This window comes from Streptomyces sp. NPDC102406, assembly GCF_044765725.1.
Lineage (GTDB): Bacteria > Actinomycetota > Actinomycetes > Streptomycetales > Streptomycetaceae > Streptomyces.
The window spans coordinates 335,558-353,687 of sequence record NZ_JBIWKP010000001.1 but is presented as its reverse complement, the minus strand read 5'-3'; the positions used below and the strand labels follow the sequence as shown (position 1 = coordinate 353,687).

Here is an 18,130-nt window from a genome sequence, read left to right as displayed (position 1 = left end):
CCAGAGGAAGGCACCCCTTACAGACGTAGGGTGGGCCAGGGGAAGGCCAGTGGGACGGGCCTGCCCGCAAAGCCGCCTCGAGGGAGGTCCAGTTCAGTGACCAGCCAGGTCAGTACTACAGCCGAACAGGCCGACGGGACCGACAGCGCAGTGGTCGGAGGACAGCGCGCAGCCGGGGGTGCGTCGGGCAAGGATGTCCGGCGTCTGGACCGGGTGGTCATCCGGTTCGCGGGTGACTCCGGTGACGGGATGCAGTTGACGGGGGACCGGTTCACCTCGGAGACCGCGTCGTTCGGCAACGATCTGTCGACGCTGCCGAACTTCCCCGCCGAGATCCGGGCACCGGCCGGCACGCTGCCGGGGGTCTCCTCCTTCCAGCTCCACTTCGCCGACCACGACATCCTCACCCCCGGTGATGCCCCCGACGTGCTGGTGGCGATGAACCCCGCCGCGCTGAAGGCGAACATTGCCGACGTGCCCCGCGGCGCGGATGTCATCGTCAACACCGATGAGTTCACCAAACGGGCGATGGCCAAGGTCGGCTATGCCGTCTCCCCGCTGGAGGACGGCTCGCTGGACGGCTACCACCTGCACCCGGTGCCGCTGACCACGCTGACGGTGGAGGCCCTCAAGGAGTTCGCGCTCTCCCGCAAGGAGGCCGAACGCTCCAAGAACATGTTCGCCCTGGGCCTGCTGTCGTGGATGTATCACCGCCCCACCGAGGGCACCGAGAAGTTCCTGACGGCGAAGTTCGCCCGCAAGCCCGAGGTGATGAAGGCGAACCTGGCCGCGTTCCGTGCGGGCTGGAACTTCGGGGAGACCACCGAGGACTTCGCCGTCTCCTACGAGATCGCCCCGGCCACCACCGCGTTCCCCACCGGCACCTACCGCAACATCTCCGGGAACCTGGCGCTGGCCTACGGATTGATCGCCGCGGGCCGGCAGGCGGATCTGCCGCTGTATCTGGGCTCTTATCCGATCACCCCGGCCTCGGACATCCTGCACGAGCTGTCCCGGCACAAGAACTTCGGGGTGCGCACCTTCCAGGCCGAGGACGAGATCGCCGGGATCGGCGCCGCGCTGGGCGCCGCGTTCGGCGGATCGCTGGCGGTGACCACCACTTCCGGGCCCGGGGTGGCCCTGAAATCGGAGACGATCGGCCTGGCCGTGAGCCTGGAGCTGCCGCTGCTGGTCATCGACATCCAGCGCGGCGGACCCTCCACCGGCCTGCCCACCAAGACCGAACAGGCCGACCTGTTGCAGGCGATGTACGGGCGCAACGGCGAGGCCCCGGTCCCCGTGGTCGCACCGAGGACACCGGGGGACTGCTTCGATGCGGCGCTGGAGGCGGCCCGGATCGCGCTGGCCTACCGCACCCCCGTCTTCCTGCTCTCCGACGGCTACCTGGCCAACGGCTCCGAGCCGTGGCGGATCCCCGAGGTCGACGAACTCCCCGACCTGCGGGTGCAGTTCGCCACCGGCCCCAACCACACCCTGGACGACGGCACCGAGGTGTTCTGGCCCTACAAACGCGACCCGCAGACTTTGGCCCGGCCCTGGGCGGTGCCCGGCACCCCGGGCCTTGAACACCGTATCGGCGGGATCGAGAAGCAGGACGGCACCGGCAACATCTCCTACGACCCGGCCAACCACGACTTCATGGTCCGCACCCGCCAGGCCAAGATCGACGGCATCACCGTGCCCGACGCCGAGCTCGACGACCCCACCAACACCGCCACCACCCTCGTCCTGGGCTGGGGCTCCACCTACGGACCCATCACCGCCGCCGTCCGCCGCCTGCGCGCCGCCGGCGAGGAGATCGCCCAGACCCACCTGCGCCACCTCAACCCCTTCCCGCGCAACCTGGGCGACATCCTCGCCCGCTACGACAAAGTCGTCATCCCCGAGATGAACCTCGGCCAGCTCGCCACCCTCATCCGGGCCACCTACCTGATCGACGCCCACAGCTACACCCAGGTCAACGGAATGCCGTTCAAGGCCGAGCAGCTCACCACAGCTCTCAAGGAGGCCATCGATGCCTGACGCTCCCGCCAACGAGCTCCTGCACCTGATCCCCCGGGCCGACGCGAAACAGTCCATGAAGGACTTCAAGTCCGATCAGGAGGTGCGGTGGTGTCCGGGCTGCGGTGACTACGCGATCCTCGCCGCCGTCCAGGGCTTCATGCCCGCACTCGGCCTGGCCAAGGAGAACATCGTCTTCGTCTCCGGCATCGGCTGCTCCTCCCGCTTCCCGTACTACATGAACACCTACGGGATGCACTCCATCCACGGCCGCGCCCCCGCCATCGCCACCGGACTCGCCTCCTCCCGCCGCGACCTGTCCGTCTGGGTCGTCACCGGCGACGGCGACGCCCTGTCCATCGGCGGCAACCACCTCATCCACGCCCTGCGCCGCAACGTCAACCTCAAGATCCTCCTCTTCAACAACCGGATCTACGGCCTCACCAAAGGCCAGTACTCACCGACCTCCGAGATCGGCAAAATCACCAAATCCACCCCCATGGGCTCCCTCGACGCCCCCTTCAACCCCATCTCCCTCGCGCTCGGAGCCGAAGCCTCCTTCGTCGCCCGCACCATCGACTCCGACCGCACACACCTCACCGACGTCCTGCGCCAGGCCGCCGACCACCCCGGCACCGCCCTGGTCGAGATCTACCAGAACTGCAACATCTTCAACGACGGCGCCTTCGACGTCCTCAAGGACAAGCAGCAGGCCGAAGAAGCCGTCATCCGCCTCCAACACGGACAGCCCATCACCTTCGGCGCCGACGCCTCCAAAGGCGTCGTACGCGACCCCGCCACCGGCGACCTCACCGTCGTGGCCGTCACCGACGCCAACCGCGCCGACATCCTCATCCACGACGCCCACGCCACCTCCCCCACCACCGCCTTCGCCCTCTCCCGCCTCGCCGACCCCGACACCCTGCACCACACCCCCATCGGCGTCCTGCGCAACGTCAAACGCCCCGTCTACGACACCCAGATGGCCGACCAGCTCGACACCGCCGTCGAACACCACGGCAAGGGCGACCTCGCCGCCCTCCTCGCCGGCGGCGACACCTGGACCGTCATCGGCTGAACCAGCCACGAAGGGCCCGGACGCGCCGCCGCGTCCGGGCCCTTCCCCTGTTCGGATCCTGCCTAGGCCCGTGCGGCGTCGTACCGCTGCCGCGCCTCGGCCACCTCGGCCGTCCGCCGGTCCGTCCAGTCCGCGAGCGCGCGCACCTGCGCCGCCGCCTCCCGGCCGAGACCGGTGAGCGAGTAGTCGACGCGCGGCGGGATGACCGGCTTGGCGTCGCGGTGCACCATGCCGTCCCGCTCCAGGGTCTGGAGCGTCTGCGTGAGCATCTTCTCGCTGACCCCGCCGATCTCCCGGCGCAGCTCGCTGAAGCGGAACGACCGCTCCTCCAGGGCGAGCAGCACGAGCACACCCCACCGGCTCGTGACGTGTTCGAGGAGCAGTCGCTGCGGGCAGAGCCCCGCGCTGCTGGTGGTGGTCCACTCCCGCACCGTGCTCAGGTTGCTTACTCCCATACCAGTACCTTACTTCAAGGTGGGTACTTACGAATCGACAGCGCTACCCGTACGGTGGGGAAAGAACCCCCACTCAAGGAGATTTCCGTCATGAGCCTCGTCATCACCGGAGCCACCGGGCACCTCGGCCGTCTCGTCGTCGAAGGGCTGCTCACCGCGGGCGTACCGGCCGGGGAGATCGCCGCGGTCGTGCGCGACAAGGAGAAGGCCGCGGGTCTCGCCGCCCGCGGCGTCGAGCTGCGCGTCGCCGACTACAGCGTGCCCGAGACCCTCGCCGGCGCCTTCCGCCCCGGTGACAAGGTGCTGCTCGTCTCCGGCAGCGAGGTCGGGCAGCGCGCGGCCCAGCACCAGGCCGTCATCGACGCCGCCAAGGCGGCGGACGTGGCCTCGCTCGCGTACACCGGCGTGCTCGGCGGTCCGGACGCCGACTTCGCGCTCGCCGACGAGCACAAGGTCACCGAGCAGGCGATCCTCGACTCGGGCCTGCCGTACACGTTCCTGCGCAACGGCTGGTACCACGAGAACTACACCGAGAACCTGGCCCCCGTCCTGGAGCACGGCGCCGTCCTCGCGTCCGCGGGCGAGGGCCGTGTCGCCTCCGCCTCGCGCGCCGACTACGCCGCCGCCGCCGTCGCCGTACTGACCGGCGAGGGTCATGAGAACAAGGTGTACGAGCTGAGCGGCGATGTCGCCTGGTCGTTCGCGGAGTACGCCGCCGAGGTCGCGAAGCAGTCCGGCAAGGAGATCGTCTACCGGGCCGTGACGCCCGAGGAGAACCGCGAGATCCTGCTCGGCGCGGGCCTGCCCGCCCCCTTCGCCGACATCCTCGTCGGGGTCGACACGGCCATCGAGCAGGGCCTGCTCGCCCGTCGGAACGGGGACCTCGCCCGCCTCATCGGCCGCCCCACGACGCCGCTCGCCGACGCCGTCGCCGCCGCGCTGAAGTAGCGGCGCCGCCGACAGGACCGTATGCCGATACGGGCATGACACATGGAGCCCCGCGGCGCTACCTTGCTTGGTGGCCGCCGCGGGGCTGCCGCGTGTCATGAGGAGGGTCCGTGCACGATCGGGCGGCAGAAGACAAGGGGCAAGGCGGCGAGAGCCGCACCGGGCTCCTCAACGGTTTCGCGGCGTACGGGATGTGGGGCCTCGTGCCCCTGTTCTGGCCGCTGCTCAAGCCCGCCGGATCGGTGGAGATCCTCGCGCACCGCATGGTGTGGTCCCTGGTCTTCGTGGGCATCGCCATGCTGTTCGTACGGAAGTGGGGCTGGGCCAAGGAGCTGCTGCGCCAGCCCAGGCGGCTCGGGCTCGTCGCCGTCGGCGCCGCGGTCATCACCGTGAACTGGGGCGTCTACATCTGGTCCGTGAACGCCGGGCACGTGGTGGAGGCCTCCCTGGGCTACTTCATCAACCCGCTGGTCTCCATCGCGCTCGGCGTGCTGCTCCTGAAGGAGCGGCTGCGGCCCGCGCAGTGGACGGCCGTCGGCGTCGGGCTGCTCGCCGTGCTCGTCCTTGCCGTCGGCTACGGGCAGCCGCCGTGGATCTCGCTGGTCCTCGCGTTCTCCTTCGGCACGTACGGGCTCGTGAAGAAGAAGGTGAACCTCAGCGGCCTGGAGTCGCTGGCCGCCGAGACCGCCGTCCAGTTCCTGCCCGCGCTGGCGTATCTGCTGTGGCTGACGGCGCAGGGCCGTTCGACCTTCGCCTCCGAGGGCGCCGGGCACGCGACGCTCCTCGCCGCGACGGGCCTGGTCACCGCCATCCCGCTGGTGTGCTTCGGCGCGGCGGCGATCCGGGTGCCGCTGTCGACGCTCGGGCTGCTCCAGTACCTCGCGCCCGTCTTCCAGTTCCTGCTCGGGATCGTGTACTTCCATGAGGCCATGCCGCCGGAGCGGTGGGCCGGGTTCGCGCTGGTGTGGCTGGCGCTCGCGGTGCTGACCTGGGACGCGTTGCGTGCCGCGAGGGCCGGGCGGATCGCGTTGGCCCGGGCGGCGGCGGCTGCCGCCGAGTCACGCGGCGAAGCCACCCCCGTACGGCGGAAGTCGGCTCTATAACTGACGCATGACCTTCGAATGGAAGCTCGTCGTCGACGCCGCCGACCCGCATGCCCAGGCCGGGTTCTGGGCCGCCGCGCTCGGCTACGAGATCGAGGACAACGCCGCCCTGATCGAGCGGCTCCTCGGGTTCGGGGCGGTGACCGAGGCGGAGACCCTCGAACGGTGGGGGCGCCGCGCCTTCCGGGACCTCGTCGCCGTCCGCCACCCCGACGACCCGGTCGACGAGCAGACCGGGACCGGGCTCGGGCGGCGCATCCTGTTCCAGCGGGTGCCGGAGGCCAAGACCGGCAAGAACCGGCTGCACATCGACGTCCACGCCGGGAGCGACCGGCGCGACGCCGAGGCCGAGCGGCTGACCGGCCTCGGCGCGAGCGTGCTGCGGTCCGTGGACGCGCAGGGCGGGCAGTGGCTGGTGATGGCCGACCCCGAGGGCAACGAGTTCTGCGTGCAGTGAGGCCCTGCGTGCGGTGAGGCTCTGCGTGCGGTGAGGTTCTGCGTGCGGTGAGGCCGCCGCCGGAGCGCTACGCGTCGATGTCCGTGCCCCGCGACACCTCCTCCCACTCCGTGATTTCGGCCCGCACCGCGTCCAGGTGGCCGACGAGGGCGTCCACCGCGTCGCCGCCGAGCGCGAGGCGCAGCGGGGGCTTCTCCGCCGCCAGCGCCAGCCGGATCGCCGCGGCGGCCTTCGCCGGGTCGCCCGGCTGGGAGCCCGCGCTGTCACGCACCATCGCGCGCGTGGCGCCCACCGTCTCCGCGTACTCGGGGTGCTCCGCCGAGAAGTAGGCGGCGCCCCGCGCGAACAGGTTGGTGCGGAACGCGCCGGGCTCCACGATCAGCACCCTGATGCCGAACGGGGTCACCTCGTCGGCCAGGCCCTCCGACAACTGCTCCAGGGCCGCCTTCGTCGCGCTGTACGCGGAGAACCCGGCGAAGGACAACTGGCCGCCGAGGCTGCTGATGTTCACGATCGAACCGGCGCGGCGTTCCCGCATGTGCGGCAGGAGCGCGCGGGTCAGTCTCGCCGGGCCGAAGACGTGGAGCTCGAACAGGTCGCGCAGCTCGGTCTCCGTGGTCTCCTCGAAAGCGCCGACCTGGGTGCGGCCGGCGTTGTTGACCAGGACGTCCACGCGGCCGTGGCGGGCCAGTACGTCGGCGGCGACCTCGTCGACGCAGTCGCCGTCGGTGATGTCGAGGGCGACCGCCTCCACCTGGTCCGGGTGGGCGGTGACCAGGTCGGCGAGGCCGTCCGGGCGGCGGGCGGTGCCGATCACTCGGTCGCCCGCCGCGACGGCCGCCTCCGCGAGGGCCCGGCCGAAGCCGCTGCTCGCACCGGTGATCAACCAGACCTTGGCGGTGTCCTGCGTCATGTCGGTATCCCTTCGAGACGTTCAACTTCCTTACTGCGCAACCACATTGCCGCCGTCTGTCTTCCGCCCGCATGCCGGAACGCACCCAAGACCTTTCGATATGACGCGCGGTCAGTGAGTGCACACGACCGGGCGCCCGGTATGCGAACAGCGCTGACCGGATTACGCTCTTGACGGTGCATCGACAAGCCAGGACCATCGGGCCACCTCAATTCCGTCCCCCTCCCAGGAATCAGGAGCCCCCCACATGGCCCTGCACCCCCTACGCATGCGGCTCGCAGCCGCCTCCCTGCTCACCGTCGGCGTTCTCGTCGCCGCCACACCGGTCGGCGCGACACCCGGCGTGGCTGCGGCGCCCGACATCCCCGTGGCGTCGGTCAAGGCCCACCTCACCCAGTTCCAGTCCATCGCCGCCGCCAACGGCGGCAACCGCGCCCACGGCAGGCCGGGCTACAAGGCCTCCCTGGACTACGTGAAGGGGAAGCTGGACGCGGCCGGGTTCACCACCTCGATCCGGCAGTTCACGTCGGGCGGTCGTACCGGCTACAACCTGATCGCGGACTGGCCGGGCGGCGACACCACCCAGGTCGTCATGGCCGGCGCCCACCTCGACAGCGTGACGGCCGGGCCCGGCATCAACGACAACGGCTCGGGGTCCGCCGCGATACTGGAGACCGCGCTCGCCGTCTCCCGCGCCCAGTTCAAGCCCACCAAGCATCTGCGGTTCGCCTGGTGGGGCGCCGAGGAGCTGGGCATGGTCGGCTCCCGGAACTACGTCAACTCGCTCTCCCTCACCGACCGTTCGCGGATCGACGGCTACCTGAACTTCGACATGGTCGGCTCGCCCAACCCCGGCTACTTCGTGTACGACGACGATCCGGCCCTGGAGAAGGTGTTCAAGGACTACTACACCGGCCTCGGCGTCCCCACCGAGATCGAGACCGAGGGCGACGGGCGCTCGGACCACGCCCCCTTCAAGAACGCCGGCATCCCGGTCGGCGGCCTGTTCAGCGGCGCCGACTACCTGAAGACGACCGCGCAGGCCCAGAAGTGGGGCGGCACCGCGGGCAAGGCGTTCGACGCCTGCTACCACTCGTCCTGCGACACGGCCGCCAACATCAGCACGACGGCGCTCGACCGCAACAGTGACGCCATCGCCTACGCCATATGGGCGTTGGCCGAGTAGGCGTACGCCGGACTCACCCTTTGCGGCGCCCTTCCCCGGCACCCTTCCCCGGCACCCCTTCCGCGACTTACTTGCGTGTGCATATACTGCATGCGCAAGTAAGTCGCGTCCGTGTCAGCGCCCCAGGGGGAACCATGTCCGCCCGCTCTTTCCTGTTCGTGCTCGGCAGCAGCCGCTCCGAGGGCAACACCGAGATCCTCGCGCGGAAGGCCGCCGAGCAACTGCCGCCCGACGTCGGACAGCGCTGGATCGATCTGGCCAGGCATCCGCTGCCCGACTTCCAGGACCTGCGCCACGACAGCGACCACGTGCGCCCGCGCGGCGACGACGTCGCGCTGCTCCTCGACGCCACCCTCGCCGCCACCGACATCGTCATCGCCTCGCCGCTGTACTGGTACTCGGTCTCCGCCTCCACCAAGCGCTATCTGGATCACTGGTCCGGCTGGCTGCGCACCCCGGGCGTCGACTTCAGGGCCACCCTCGCCGGGCGCACCCTGTGGGGCGTGACCGCGCTCGCGCACGAGGAGGAGGTCGTCGCGGAGCCGCTGATCGGCACCCTGCGCAACTCGGCCGCGTACATGGGCATGCGTTTCGGCGGCGTACTCCTCGGCAACGGCAGCAAGCCCGGCGACATCCACCAGGACGAGGCGGCGCTGGCCCGCGCCAAGACGTTCTTCGCGCAGGAGGCGCCGCTCGCCACCTTCCCCTACGAGCACCAGGGGTGAGCGCGGGCGGTGGCGGCTCTACGCGGTGATGTCCTTCGCCGTGAAGCGGGCCCAGGCCGCCGAGCCGAAGACCGCCGCGTACAGCGCCTGGAGCTGGAGGTTCTTGGTCAGGTCGTCCCAGTAGACCGGCTCGCGCATCAGGTCGGCGAAGGACAGCCAGTGGTGGGAGAAGAAGTACGGCTGGATCGCGTGCAGCGGGGGGATCTGGTCGAGGATCTGCACGGTGATGAGCAGCCCCACCGTCGTCGCCATCGCCGCGATGCCGCTGTTCGTCAGCGTGGAGACGAACAGGCCGAGGGCCGCTATGCCGAGGAGGGACGCCGCCACCATGAGGGCGATGAGGAGCGCCCGCCACAGTCCCTCGCCGAAGCCGATCCGCGTTCCGGAGAGGGTGACGACGTCGCCCATCGGGAAGAGGACCGCCCCCGTGGCGAGCGCCGAGACGGCCACGACCAGCGTCGCCACCACACAGAACGCCATCGTCGCCGCGTACTTGGTGAGCAGCAGGCGGGTGCGGCCCGCCGGGGCGACGAGGAGGTAGCGCAGCGTGCCGGCGTTCGCCTCGCCCGCCACCGCGTCGCCCGCGACGACGCCGACCGACATGGGGAGGAAGAAGGGGAGCGTCGCCGCCAGCGCGGTGAAGACCAGGAACAGACCGTTGTTCGTGACCTGGGCGATGAAGGCCGGCCCGCCCGCGCCCTCGGGGCCTCCCCCGCCGAACGACCCGCCGTCGCCCGTCTCGATCTTGACCGCTACGCCGATCAGGACCGGGACACCGGCGAGGACCGCGAGCAGGGCGAGCGTGCGCCAGCGGCGGAACGTCGTGGTCAGCTCGTTGCGCAGCAGTCCGAGCGTCCACGACGGGCGCACCCTCGCGGTGGTGGGGACCGCTTCAGCCCGCGACATCGAAACCCTCCCCCGTCAGCGCGACGAACGCGTCCTCCAGGGAGGCCCGCCGCACGCCGAAGCCGCGGACCCGCACGCCCGCCGCGACCAGTGCCGCGGTGACTTCCGCCAACTCCGTCCCGGGCGGCGGCGGTTCGGCCGTCAGGTGGTCGTCGGCCGTCTCCAGGACGGCGATGTTGAGTTCCTTGAGGACGCGGGCCGCGTCGACCGGGTCGGGGGTGGTGACGGTCAGCTTTCCCCGGCTGCCCGCGGCCAGTTCGGCGACCGGGCCCTGGGTGATGAGGCGGCCCTGGGCCATCACGGCGGCGTGCGTGCAGACCTGCTCGATCTCGTCGAGGAGATGGGAGGAGAGGAAGACCGTGGTGCCGTCGGACGCCAGCTCCCGGATCAGGCTCCTGATCTCGCGCATGCCCTGCGGGTCGAGGCCGTTCGTCGGCTCGTCGAGGACCAGGAGGCGGCGCGGCTGGAGCAGCGCGGCGGCCAGGCCGAGGCGCTGCTTCATCCCGAGCGAGTACGCCTTCGCCTTCTTGCCCGCGGCGGCCGTCAGGCCCACCCGGTCCAGCGCCCGCGCCACCCGCGCCCCGCGGGTGCGCGGATCGGCGGCCGGGTCGGCGGCGTCGTAGCGCAGCAGGTTGTCGCGGCCGTTCAGGAAGCCGTACAGGGCGGGGCCCTCGATCAGCGCGCCCACCTGCGGCAGGACGGCGCGGGTGGCGCGGGGCATCGGCCGGCCCAGGACCCGGGCGGTGCCCGCGGTCGGCTCGATCAGCCCCATCAGCATGCGGATGGTGGTGGTCTTGCCCGATCCGTTCGGCCCGAGGAAGCCGAAGACGGCGCCTTCCGGCACGGTCAGACTGAGCCGGTCGACGGCCAACTGGCCGCCGCGGTACCGCTTGGTGAGATCCCGGGTCTCGATGACCGGCGCCATGCCCCTCCCTCGTCACATGCCTCGCCACCGCGACGCCGCCGTGTCAGCCCGCGTCGGCCGCCTTCACCAGTGCCTCCTTGGTGACCGCTCCCGCGTAGACCTTCCCGTCCTCGGTGATCAGTACGTTCACCAGGCGGGTCGAGTACACGGTGCCGGCCCCGAACTCACCCTTCACCTTGTCGCCGAGGGAGTCGAGGAACTTCTGCGCGTCGCCCGGCATGCCGCTCGACGCGGAACCGGAGGCGAGGCCCGCGACGCCCGAGTCACCGGGCAGCTTCAGCTCGGCGACCGAGGTCCAGCCGGTGCCGATGACCCGGAGCCCGTCCAGGCTGCCGACGCCGTCGGGTGCCTGCTTCGCCCGGCCCCCGTCCTGCGGTTCACCGGCTTCGGTGACCTTGGTGCCCTTCGGCGGCGTGAAGTCGAAGGTGGACGCGGCCGGCTTGCCGAAGTCGACCTTGGTGAAGCCCGCGTCGACGACGGCCGCGCCGCCGCTCGCCGGGGTCAGCGTGAACTTCAGCGGCGTACCCGTCTTCGCGTCCACGGAGACCGTGACCGCGCCGACCGTCGAGCCGGACTGCCTGGGCTTGATCTGGAGCCGGTACGCGTCACGCCCCGCGACCTGCGCCGTGCCGTCGACGGTGTACGACGTGGTGGAGCCGGACGCCTTCAGGATCTCGTCCGTGAGCTGCTTCGGCGTGGCCGGCAGCTCGGAGGAGTGCTTCCTCGCCCGGTCGCCGGACGCCCCCTCGGTGTTCTTCGCGTGGTACGCCTCGTCCGACCCGCTGTCGTACGCCCATACGTCGGCGCCGTTGTGGATCACGCTGTACTCGGACGCGTCGTCCAGGATCGACAGCTTCTGCCGGTCCTGGCCGTCCGCCGCGATCCGCAGCGTGTGCGTCCCGGTGGCCAGCTCGGTCAGCTTCGCCTTCGGGTCGGCCGACGAGGAGTCCTTGCCGCCGCCCGCGCCGGGCAGGCCCGGGGTCGCGCCGCCCAGGGACGGCAGGCCCAGGTCCGTGTGGATCTTCACGGTGCCCGACACCTGCTCGGTGTCCGAGGCGGCGATCTTCTCGATGAGTTCGCGGGCGGTGATCTTCGGGAGATCCGGGTCGCCCGAGTCGGCGAGCGCCGGGACGAGCCCGATCGTCACCGCGGCCACCCCCACCACGGCCACGGGGACCGCGTAGCGAGCCGCCTTGCGGCGCCCTGAGCCCTGGCTGTCTTCGGATTCGTACGGTGCCATGCTGATGCCCTACCTCCGTGTTCGGCGGCGGCCTACCGTCCTGTGCCCGCGTCGTCCGCTGATCGGATGCGCTGCGCGCTCGTCCACCCCAAGCCGCCATTCTCACCCGAATTGGTCAGGAGTGGTGTAAGCAATCTGACCAAATCGGCCACACGGAAGCGTCAGTCCGCGGGATCAACTCCGCGTACACCTACGGGATGACAAGGACGGGCGGCGCCTCCCCCGACCCGTAGGGGTGGCGCCGCCCGGTCGCTCTCGAAGACAGGCGCTCAGCGCTGCACGAACACGTAGTCCGCCCGGTAGGGCACGCCCACGATCGCCCCTTCGGCGCAGCTCCCGGCCGGGGCGACTCCGCCCACGGTGTTGAGCCGCAGGATCTCGGCTGTACGGGCCAGCAGGCCGTGGTGCTTGCCGGAGGAGGTCGCCTTGAGGTCCAGCTCGGCGATGTTGTGCTCGCCGTTCGGCGTCTTGCCGAGGACGGTGCCGGTGACGGCGCTGCCGTCGGGCGCGACCCACTGCGGCACACCGGAGTTCGGGGCCACGAACGAGTGCGCGATGTCATGGCCGAGCACGGCACGGACGTCCCGCTGCGCGAAGGCGGAGACGCCGGTCGCCGGATCCTTCCTGCACGCGTAGATCTGCTGTCCGCGCACCACGGACGCCTGGAAGCCGTCCAGGGCGTGGCGGATGTCGAACGGGGTGGTGACCCGGTGGAGCCGGCCGCGGACGGCGCCGCCCGGGAACGCGGCGGTGTGCAGATCGGCGTAGAACCCACCCGGATCGGACGTCAGCCGGCCGAGCAGCGCGCTGTCCCCGACGGTGACGGTGCCGGTGACGCGGTGGTGCCTCGCCTTCGCGAGGAGCGGGCCGAAGTCGATCCTGACGCCGCCGTTGGTGCCCTTGGCGCCCTCGTGGAGGTGGAGCATGGTCGGCGCGCCGGTGCCGCGCCAGCGGACGGCGACGGAGACCCGGTCGCCCTCGACCTTCACGAACTCCAGGGCCGATCCGTCCCGGTCGCCGACGGCGGGGCCGCCCGGCACGGGCACCTCGTCGGCCCCGTTGAGACTGGTGGCGAGGAATGTCCGGCCGGGGTCGTCGCCGCCGTCGGCCGAAGCGGGCAGCGCCGCACCGGTGACCCCGGCCGCGACGGCGGCGGCGACCCCGGCGAGGACGCGCCCCCGACGACGGAGCGCCTGCGGCGGCGCGGGCCGCGCGCTCCGCTTCCGGGTCTGCCGTGTGCTGCTGGTTCCGTCCGTGCCCATGTCGAACCCCCTGCCCCGAGCCGACGCCCCCTGCGCGGCTTCCGAGGGGAGGTACGGGCCCTGGCGACGCCCGCCTCATCCCACCCCTGTGACCTGCGTCACAGGGGGTGCGATTCAGCCTGCCCGGTGGACCACGGCGTCGCAGAGCTCCACGAGCGCCGCCTTCGCCTGGCACTCGGGGAGCGGGGCCAGCACCGAGCGGGCCTCCTCCGCGTAGCGCACGGTGTCGCGGCGGGCCTGCTCCAGGGCGGGGTGGACGCGCAGCCGCGCGATCGCCTCGGCCAGCCGCGCGTCGTCCGCGAGGTCGGAGTCGAGGAGCTCGACCAGGGCCTGGTCCTCGGGCAGGCCGAGGAGCAGCGCGCGCTCGCGCAGGCGCAGCACCGGCAGCGTCGGGATGCCCTCGCGCAGGTCGGTGCCGGGCGTCTTGCCGGACTCGTGCGAGTCGGAGGCGATGTCGAGGACGTCGTCGGCGAGCTGGAAGGCGACGCCGAGGCGCTCGCCGTACTGGGTCAGCACGTCCACGACGGTCTCGTCGGCGCCGGACATCATCGCGCCGAAGCGGCACGCCACGGCGATCAGCGAGCCGGTCTTGCCGGCGAGCACGTCCAGGTAGTGGTCGACCGGGTCGCGTCCCTCGGCCGGGCCCGCGGTCTCCAGGATCTGTCCGGTGACCAGGCGCTCGAACGCCTCGGCCTGGATCCGCACGGCGTCCGGGCCGAGGTCGGCGAGGATGTGCGAGGCGCGGGCGAAGAGGAAGTCGCCGGTGAGGACCGCGACGGAGTTGCCCCAGCGCTGGTTGGCGCTCTCCACGCCGCGGCGCACGTCGGCCTCGTCCATCACGTCGTCGTGGTAGAGCGTCGCCAGGTGGGTGAGCTCGACGACGACGGCGGAGGGCACGATGCCCGGCGCGTACGGGTCGCCGAACTGCGCGGCGAGCGTCACGAGGAGCGGCCTGAAGCGCTTGCCACCGGCCCGCACCAGATGCTGGGCGGCCTCCGTGATGAAGGGGACCTCGCTCTTGGTCGCTTCGAGCAGCCCCTCCTCGACAGCCACCAAACCTGCCTGGACATCGGCTTCGAGAGCCTGGTCCCGCACGCTAAGACCGAAAGTCCCGACGACGGTCACGAGAGGTTCTCCTGTCTGCTGACGATCACGACGCTCACATGGCGAACTCGGTCGATCATTCGGTCGTTCATTCGGTCGATCACACAGTTTGTCGATGTGTCGCTGCCATCACTCAAGTCAGCGTATCCGGTCGCGTTTCGATCACAGGTGGCGCCCGCCCGGACAACCCGGACCGGGCACCTCCCCAGTGCCCCCGGTATGTTCTTGATCAGCCGATAAGACCGGGAGTACGCACTTTGTCCCGCACCACGACCGACCCCGGCCCCGCGACCGGGCCACCGCCGGGCGACGACACCGCCTTCTTCGGGCAGCCGCGCGGCCTGCTCACCCTGTCCGGCCTTGAGGTCTGGGAACGGTTCTCGTTCCTCGGCATGCAGGCCATCCTCGTGCTGTTCTTCGCCGACACCGTCGCACACGGCGGCATGGGCATGGACGCGGGCACCGCCGCCTCGGTCTCGGCCGCGTACGGCACCCTCGTCTACCTGGTCTCCGTCGGCGGCGGCTGGCTCGCCGACCGGATCCTCGGCTCGTACCGCGCCGTCCTGTGGGGCGGCATCCTCATCGCCTGCGGCCACTACTCGATGGCGGTGCCCACCGCGGCCATGACCTGGGTGGGCCTCGGGCTGATCAGCGCCGGGACCGGGCTGCTCAAGCCGAACGTGGCCGCCATGGTCGGCAAGCTGTACCGCACCGACGACGAGCGCCGTGACGCCGGTTTCGCGCTGTACTACATGGGCATCAACATCGGCGCGTTCGCCGGACCGCTGATCACCGGCTGGCTCGGCGACCACAAGGGCTGGCACTGGGGCTTCTCCGCCGCCGCCGTCGGGATGACCCTCGGCCTGATCCAGTACGTCACCGGGCGGCGCCACCTGGCCGGGCGCAAGCACGCCGCCGAGTTCGCGCTGCCGCCCGAGGGGATGCGCCGCGCGGTGCGCACGATGATCGTCGGTGCCGTCGTGGTGGCCGCGCTCGCCGTGCTCCTCACCTCGGTCGGCTGGCTGACGATGGACCGCTTCGTCGACTGCCTCACCGTCCTCTCGGTGATCGCCCCGCTCGTGTACTTCACGGTGATGTTCAAGAGCCCGCGCGTCACGGCCGAGGAGCGCGGACGCCTGCGCCCCTACCTGGTCCTCTTCGTCGCGTCGGTCGCCTTCAACTTCATCCTCTTCCAGGCGTACTCGACGATGATCCTGCTGGCCTCCACCAACGCCGAGACGACCATCCTCGGCTTCCACTTCCCGGCCGGCTGGTACGCCTCCGCGCTCGGCGCCTTCGAGGTCGCCCTCGCGCCCGTGGTGGCGGGCGTGTGGGCCCGGATGGGCCGGCGCCAGCCGCACGCCTCCAACAAGATCGCCTTCGGGGTGATCCTCGGCGGCCTGTCGTTCCTCCTCATGGTCCTGCCGACGGCCGGCCACGGCGGTGACTCCTACCGGATGGCGGTCTGGTGGATCGTCGGCTCGTACCTGCTGCTCGGCCTCGGCGACATCCTCGTGGAGACCTCGGGCATGTCGGCGACGACGAAGCTCGCCCCGCGGGCCTTCGCCAGCCAGACCATGTCGCTCTGGTTCCTCTCCCTGGCCCTCGCCAACGGCATCCAGGCCCAGACCGTGAAGTTCTACGGCGAGGTGTCCGATCCCGCGTATTTCGGCGTCAACGGCGCCGTCGCCGTCGTCGTCGGAGTCGCCGTCATCGCCCTGGCGCCGTGGTTGCGCCGCACCATGCATCCCGTTCACTGACGCCACCGAGGGATTCCCATGAGCACTCCGAGCACTCCGAAGATCCGGACGGACCTCCCGTACGGAACGGTCCGTGAGGACATCCTCGTACCCCTCTCCGACGGGACGACGCTCTTCGCGCGCGTCTGGCGTCCGGTCACCGACGCACCGGTCCCGGTCCTCCTGGAATACCTCCCCTACCGGCTCTCCGACTGGACGGCGCCGCGCGACTGGCAGCGCCACCCCTGGTACGCGGGGCACGGCTACGCCTCCGTCCGCGTCGACGTGCGCGGGCACGGCAACTCCGAGGGCATGCCGGGCGACGAGTACGACGCGCGGGAGCTCGCGGACGGCGTCGAGGTGGTGCACTGGCTTGCAGGACAGCCCTGGTCGAGCGGCAAGGTCGGCATGTTCGGGATCTCCTGGGGCGGCTTCAACTCCCTCCAGATCGCGGCCCTCGCGCCCGAGCCGCTCAAGGCGATCGTCACCGTCTGCTCCACGGACGACCGCTATGACAACGACGTGCACTACATGGGAGGTTCCGTCCTCGCCGTGGACATGCACGCGTGGGCGGCGACGATGCTCGCCTTCGTGTCGCGCCCGCCCGACCCGGCGTTCGTCGGCGACCGCTGGCGCGAGATGTGGACCGACCGCCTGGAGGCCGTCGACCCCTTCGTCCACACCTGGCTGAAGCACCAGACCCGCGACGAGTACTGGCGCCACGGCAGCGTCTGCGAGGACTACTCGGCGATCAAGGCGGGCGTCCTCGCGGTGGGCGGCTGGCACGACCCGTACCGCGACACCGTGCTCCGGCTCGTGGAAGCGCTCCCCGACACGCAGGTGCGCGGCATCATCGGACCGTGGTCGCACCAGTACCCGGACCGCGGCCTGCCGCCCGGCCCCGCGATCGGCTTCCTCCAGGAGACCTTGCGCTGGTGGGACCACTGGCTCAAGGGCGACGACCCCACGGACGTCATGGCCGAGCCCAAGCTCCGCTCCTGGATCAGCGACGCACACCCCCCGGCCACCGTCTACCCGGAGCTGCCCGGCCGCTGGGTCGGCGACCCCTCCTGGCCCTCCCCGAACGTCACACCCGTCTCCTACGCGCTCCAGGGCCACACCGTCCTCGTCCGCTCCCCGCAGCAGACGGGCCTGGACGCGGGCCGCTTCTTCCCCTTCGGCAACGACGCCGACCTGCCGCCCGACCAGCGGGACGAGGACGCGAAATCGGCCTGCTTCGAATTCGAGGTGCCGCAGGACCTCCGGGTCCTCGGACGCCCGAGAGTCACCTTGCGCCTCACCTCCCAGGTGCCCCGGGGCCAGGTCGTGGCCCGCCTCTGCGACATCGCGCCCGACGGCTCCTCCACGCTGGTCACCCGCGGGGTCCTCAACCTCGGCTCACGGCACGGCCGCGCGGCGTCCGTCCCCTGGCTGCCCGGCACCACCGAGGACGTCACCTTCGAACTGAACGGCATCGGCCACGCCTTCCCCGCCGGGCACCGCATCCGCCTCGCCGTCTCCTCGGCGTACTGGCCCTGGATCTGGCCCCAGCCCGGCTCCGACGCCGGCTTCACCCTGAACCCGGTGGGCAGCACCCTCGAACTCCCCGTCCGCTCCGGGAACCTCGGCCCTGCCGTCACCTTCCCCGAGCCCGAGCAGTCCGAGCCGCTCGGCGTGGTGTACCCCGCCTCCCTGGACGAGCCACGCCCCGAGCGCCTCGTCGTCCGGGACGTGGCCAAGGGCGAATGGCGCCTGGAGGTCGACCCCCGGTACGGCGGCACCCGGGTGTACCCGGACGGCCTGGAGTTCACCGAGGACGCCGTCGAGACGTACGTCATCCAGGAGGACGACCCGCTCTCCGCCCGCACCCGCTCCGACTGGTCGATCCGCCTGCACCGGCCGGAACGCGGCTGGGACGCGACGGTACGGACCCGCTCCGAGATCACCTGCACGGAGCAGGAGTTCGTCACGTCGAGCGAGGTGGTGTGCCGGGACGGGGACGAGGTGGTGTTCCACCGGACGTGGGAGGAGCGGATCCCGCGGACGGCGGGGTGACCGCGCCTCCTG

At 71.1% G+C, this 18,130-nt stretch carries 16 protein-coding genes; 9 read left to right on the top strand and 7 right to left on the bottom strand.

Features of this window, described 5'->3' with window-relative positions; genetic code table 11:
• Positions 1–96: 96 nt before the first annotated feature.
• Complete coding sequence (locus ACIRF8_RS01685) at positions 97–2,043, top strand: 2-oxoacid:acceptor oxidoreductase subunit alpha (RefSeq protein ID WP_404209796.1); 1,947 nt, start codon at positions 97–99, stop codon at positions 2,041–2,043.
• Positions 2,036–3,100 carry a 2-oxoacid:ferredoxin oxidoreductase subunit beta gene (locus tag ACIRF8_RS01680; RefSeq protein ID WP_404209794.1) on the top strand — a complete coding sequence of 355 codons (1,065 nt, stop codon included), beginning with the start codon at positions 2,036–2,038 and terminating at the stop codon, positions 3,098–3,100. Before ACIRF8_RS01685 ends, ACIRF8_RS01680 begins: the two co-directional genes overlap by 8 nt.
• Before the next feature lie 62 nt (positions 3,101–3,162).
• Here the strand turns inward: ACIRF8_RS01680 and ACIRF8_RS01675 are convergent, their stop codons facing one another.
• Positions 3,163–3,555, bottom strand: coding sequence for a winged helix-turn-helix transcriptional regulator (locus ACIRF8_RS01675; RefSeq protein ID WP_404209792.1), 393 nt, complete (start codon positions 3,553–3,555; stop codon positions 3,163–3,165).
• Between the two features lie 90 nt (positions 3,556–3,645).
• On the opposite strand from ACIRF8_RS01675, the gene ACIRF8_RS01670 reads away from it, so the two are divergent.
• The 3 genes from ACIRF8_RS01670 (at position 3,646) to ACIRF8_RS01660 (ending at position 6,063) form a co-directional block, all read left to right on the top strand.
• Complete coding sequence (locus ACIRF8_RS01670; protein WP_404209790.1) at positions 3,646–4,503, top strand: SDR family oxidoreductase; 858 nt, start codon at positions 3,646–3,648, stop codon at positions 4,501–4,503.
• Positions 4,504–4,613: 110 nt separating this feature from the next.
• Complete coding sequence (rarD, locus tag ACIRF8_RS01665; RefSeq protein WP_404209788.1) at positions 4,614–5,606, top strand: EamA family transporter RarD; 993 nt, start codon at positions 4,614–4,616, stop codon at positions 5,604–5,606.
• 7 nt (positions 5,607–5,613) lie between these two features.
• Positions 5,614–6,063, top strand: a complete 450-nt coding sequence (locus tag ACIRF8_RS01660; protein ID WP_404209786.1) for a VOC family protein — start codon at positions 5,614–5,616, stop codon at positions 6,061–6,063.
• A 67-nt stretch (positions 6,064–6,130) separates the two neighbouring features.
• On the opposite strand, the gene ACIRF8_RS01655 is transcribed toward ACIRF8_RS01660, so the two are convergent.
• Positions 6,131–6,976 (bottom strand): oxidoreductase, encoded by an 846-nt coding sequence (locus ACIRF8_RS01655; RefSeq protein WP_404209784.1) that lies wholly within the window; start codon positions 6,974–6,976, stop codon positions 6,131–6,133.
• A gap of 247 nt (positions 6,977–7,223) precedes the next feature.
• Here ACIRF8_RS01655 and ACIRF8_RS01650 point away from each other — a divergent pair, with 247 nt between their 5' ends.
• Together ACIRF8_RS01650 and ACIRF8_RS01645 are read left to right on the top strand one after the other, a co-directional pair.
• A complete protein-coding gene (locus ACIRF8_RS01650; protein WP_404209782.1) occupies positions 7,224–8,162 on the top strand; it encodes a M28 family metallopeptidase in 939 nt (312 codons plus the stop codon).
• 134 nt (positions 8,163–8,296) lie between these two features.
• Complete coding sequence (locus ACIRF8_RS01645) at positions 8,297–8,887, top strand: flavodoxin family protein (RefSeq protein ID WP_404209781.1); 591 nt, start codon at positions 8,297–8,299, stop codon at positions 8,885–8,887.
• Between the two features lie 18 nt (positions 8,888–8,905).
• Here ACIRF8_RS01645 and ACIRF8_RS01640 read toward each other — a convergent pair whose 3' ends face one another.
• The 5 genes from ACIRF8_RS01640 to ACIRF8_RS01620 form a co-directional block, all read right to left on the bottom strand.
• Positions 8,906–9,793, bottom strand: coding sequence for an ABC transporter permease (locus ACIRF8_RS01640; protein ID WP_404209779.1), 888 nt, complete (start codon positions 9,791–9,793; stop codon positions 8,906–8,908).
• Positions 9,780–10,718: an ABC transporter ATP-binding protein gene (locus ACIRF8_RS01635; protein WP_404209777.1), complete on the bottom strand. Its 939-nt coding sequence runs from the start codon at positions 10,716–10,718 to the stop codon at positions 9,780–9,782. Before ACIRF8_RS01635 ends, ACIRF8_RS01640 begins: the two co-directional genes overlap by 14 nt.
• A gap of 43 nt (positions 10,719–10,761) precedes the next feature.
• Positions 10,762–11,958, bottom strand: coding sequence for an outer membrane lipoprotein carrier protein LolA (locus ACIRF8_RS01630; RefSeq protein WP_404209775.1), 1,197 nt, complete (start codon positions 11,956–11,958; stop codon positions 10,762–10,764).
• A gap of 269 nt (positions 11,959–12,227) precedes the next feature.
• Positions 12,228–13,220, bottom strand: coding sequence for a CHRD domain-containing protein (locus ACIRF8_RS01625; RefSeq protein WP_404209773.1), 993 nt, complete (start codon positions 13,218–13,220; stop codon positions 12,228–12,230).
• A gap of 114 nt (positions 13,221–13,334) precedes the next feature.
• On the bottom strand, positions 13,335–14,345 hold the full coding sequence (locus tag ACIRF8_RS01620; protein ID WP_404209772.1) for a polyprenyl synthetase family protein: 1,011 nt from the start codon (positions 14,343–14,345) through the stop codon (positions 13,335–13,337).
• A gap of 236 nt (positions 14,346–14,581) precedes the next feature.
• On the opposite strand from ACIRF8_RS01620, the gene ACIRF8_RS01615 reads away from it, so the two are divergent.
• Together ACIRF8_RS01615 and ACIRF8_RS01610 are read left to right on the top strand one after the other, a co-directional pair.
• Positions 14,582–16,084 (top strand): peptide MFS transporter, encoded by a 1,503-nt coding sequence (locus ACIRF8_RS01615; protein ID WP_404209771.1) that lies wholly within the window; start codon positions 14,582–14,584, stop codon positions 16,082–16,084.
• An 18-nt stretch (positions 16,085–16,102) separates the two neighbouring features.
• The gene (locus tag ACIRF8_RS01610) at positions 16,103–18,118 is read left to right on the top strand and encodes a CocE/NonD family hydrolase (protein ID WP_404209770.1); all 2,016 of its coding nucleotides are present in this window, start codon (positions 16,103–16,105) and stop codon (positions 18,116–18,118) included.
• The last annotated feature ends 12 nt before the right edge of the window (positions 18,119–18,130 follow it).

Coding starts and splice junctions, on each gene's coding strand:
- ACIRF8_RS01650 (WP_404209782.1), top strand. CDS start 7,224: ATGGCCCTGCACCCCCTACGCATGCGGCTCGCAGCCGCCTCCCTGCTC.
- ACIRF8_RS01610 (WP_404209770.1), top strand. CDS start 16,103: ATGAGCACTCCGAGCACTCCGAAGATCCGGACGGACCTCCCGTACGGA.
- ACIRF8_RS01675 (WP_404209792.1), bottom strand. CDS start 3,555: ATGGGAGTAAGCAACCTGAGCACGGTGCGGGAGTGGACCACCACCAGC.
- ACIRF8_RS01625 (WP_404209773.1), bottom strand. CDS start 13,220: ATGGGCACGGACGGAACCAGCAGCACACGGCAGACCCGGAAGCGGAGC.
- ACIRF8_RS01630 (WP_404209775.1), bottom strand. CDS start 11,958: ATGGCACCGTACGAATCCGAAGACAGCCAGGGCTCAGGGCGCCGCAAG.
- ACIRF8_RS01635 (WP_404209777.1), bottom strand. CDS start 10,718: ATGGCGCCGGTCATCGAGACCCGGGATCTCACCAAGCGGTACCGCGGC.
- ACIRF8_RS01680 (WP_404209794.1), top strand. CDS start 2,036: ATGCCTGACGCTCCCGCCAACGAGCTCCTGCACCTGATCCCCCGGGCC.
- ACIRF8_RS01645 (WP_404209781.1), top strand. CDS start 8,297: ATGTCCGCCCGCTCTTTCCTGTTCGTGCTCGGCAGCAGCCGCTCCGAG.
- ACIRF8_RS01670 (WP_404209790.1), top strand. CDS start 3,646: ATGAGCCTCGTCATCACCGGAGCCACCGGGCACCTCGGCCGTCTCGTC.
- ACIRF8_RS01660 (WP_404209786.1), top strand. CDS start 5,614: ATGACCTTCGAATGGAAGCTCGTCGTCGACGCCGCCGACCCGCATGCC.
- ACIRF8_RS01640 (WP_404209779.1), bottom strand. CDS start 9,793: ATGTCGCGGGCTGAAGCGGTCCCCACCACCGCGAGGGTGCGCCCGTCG.
- ACIRF8_RS01655 (WP_404209784.1), bottom strand. CDS start 6,976: ATGACGCAGGACACCGCCAAGGTCTGGTTGATCACCGGTGCGAGCAGC.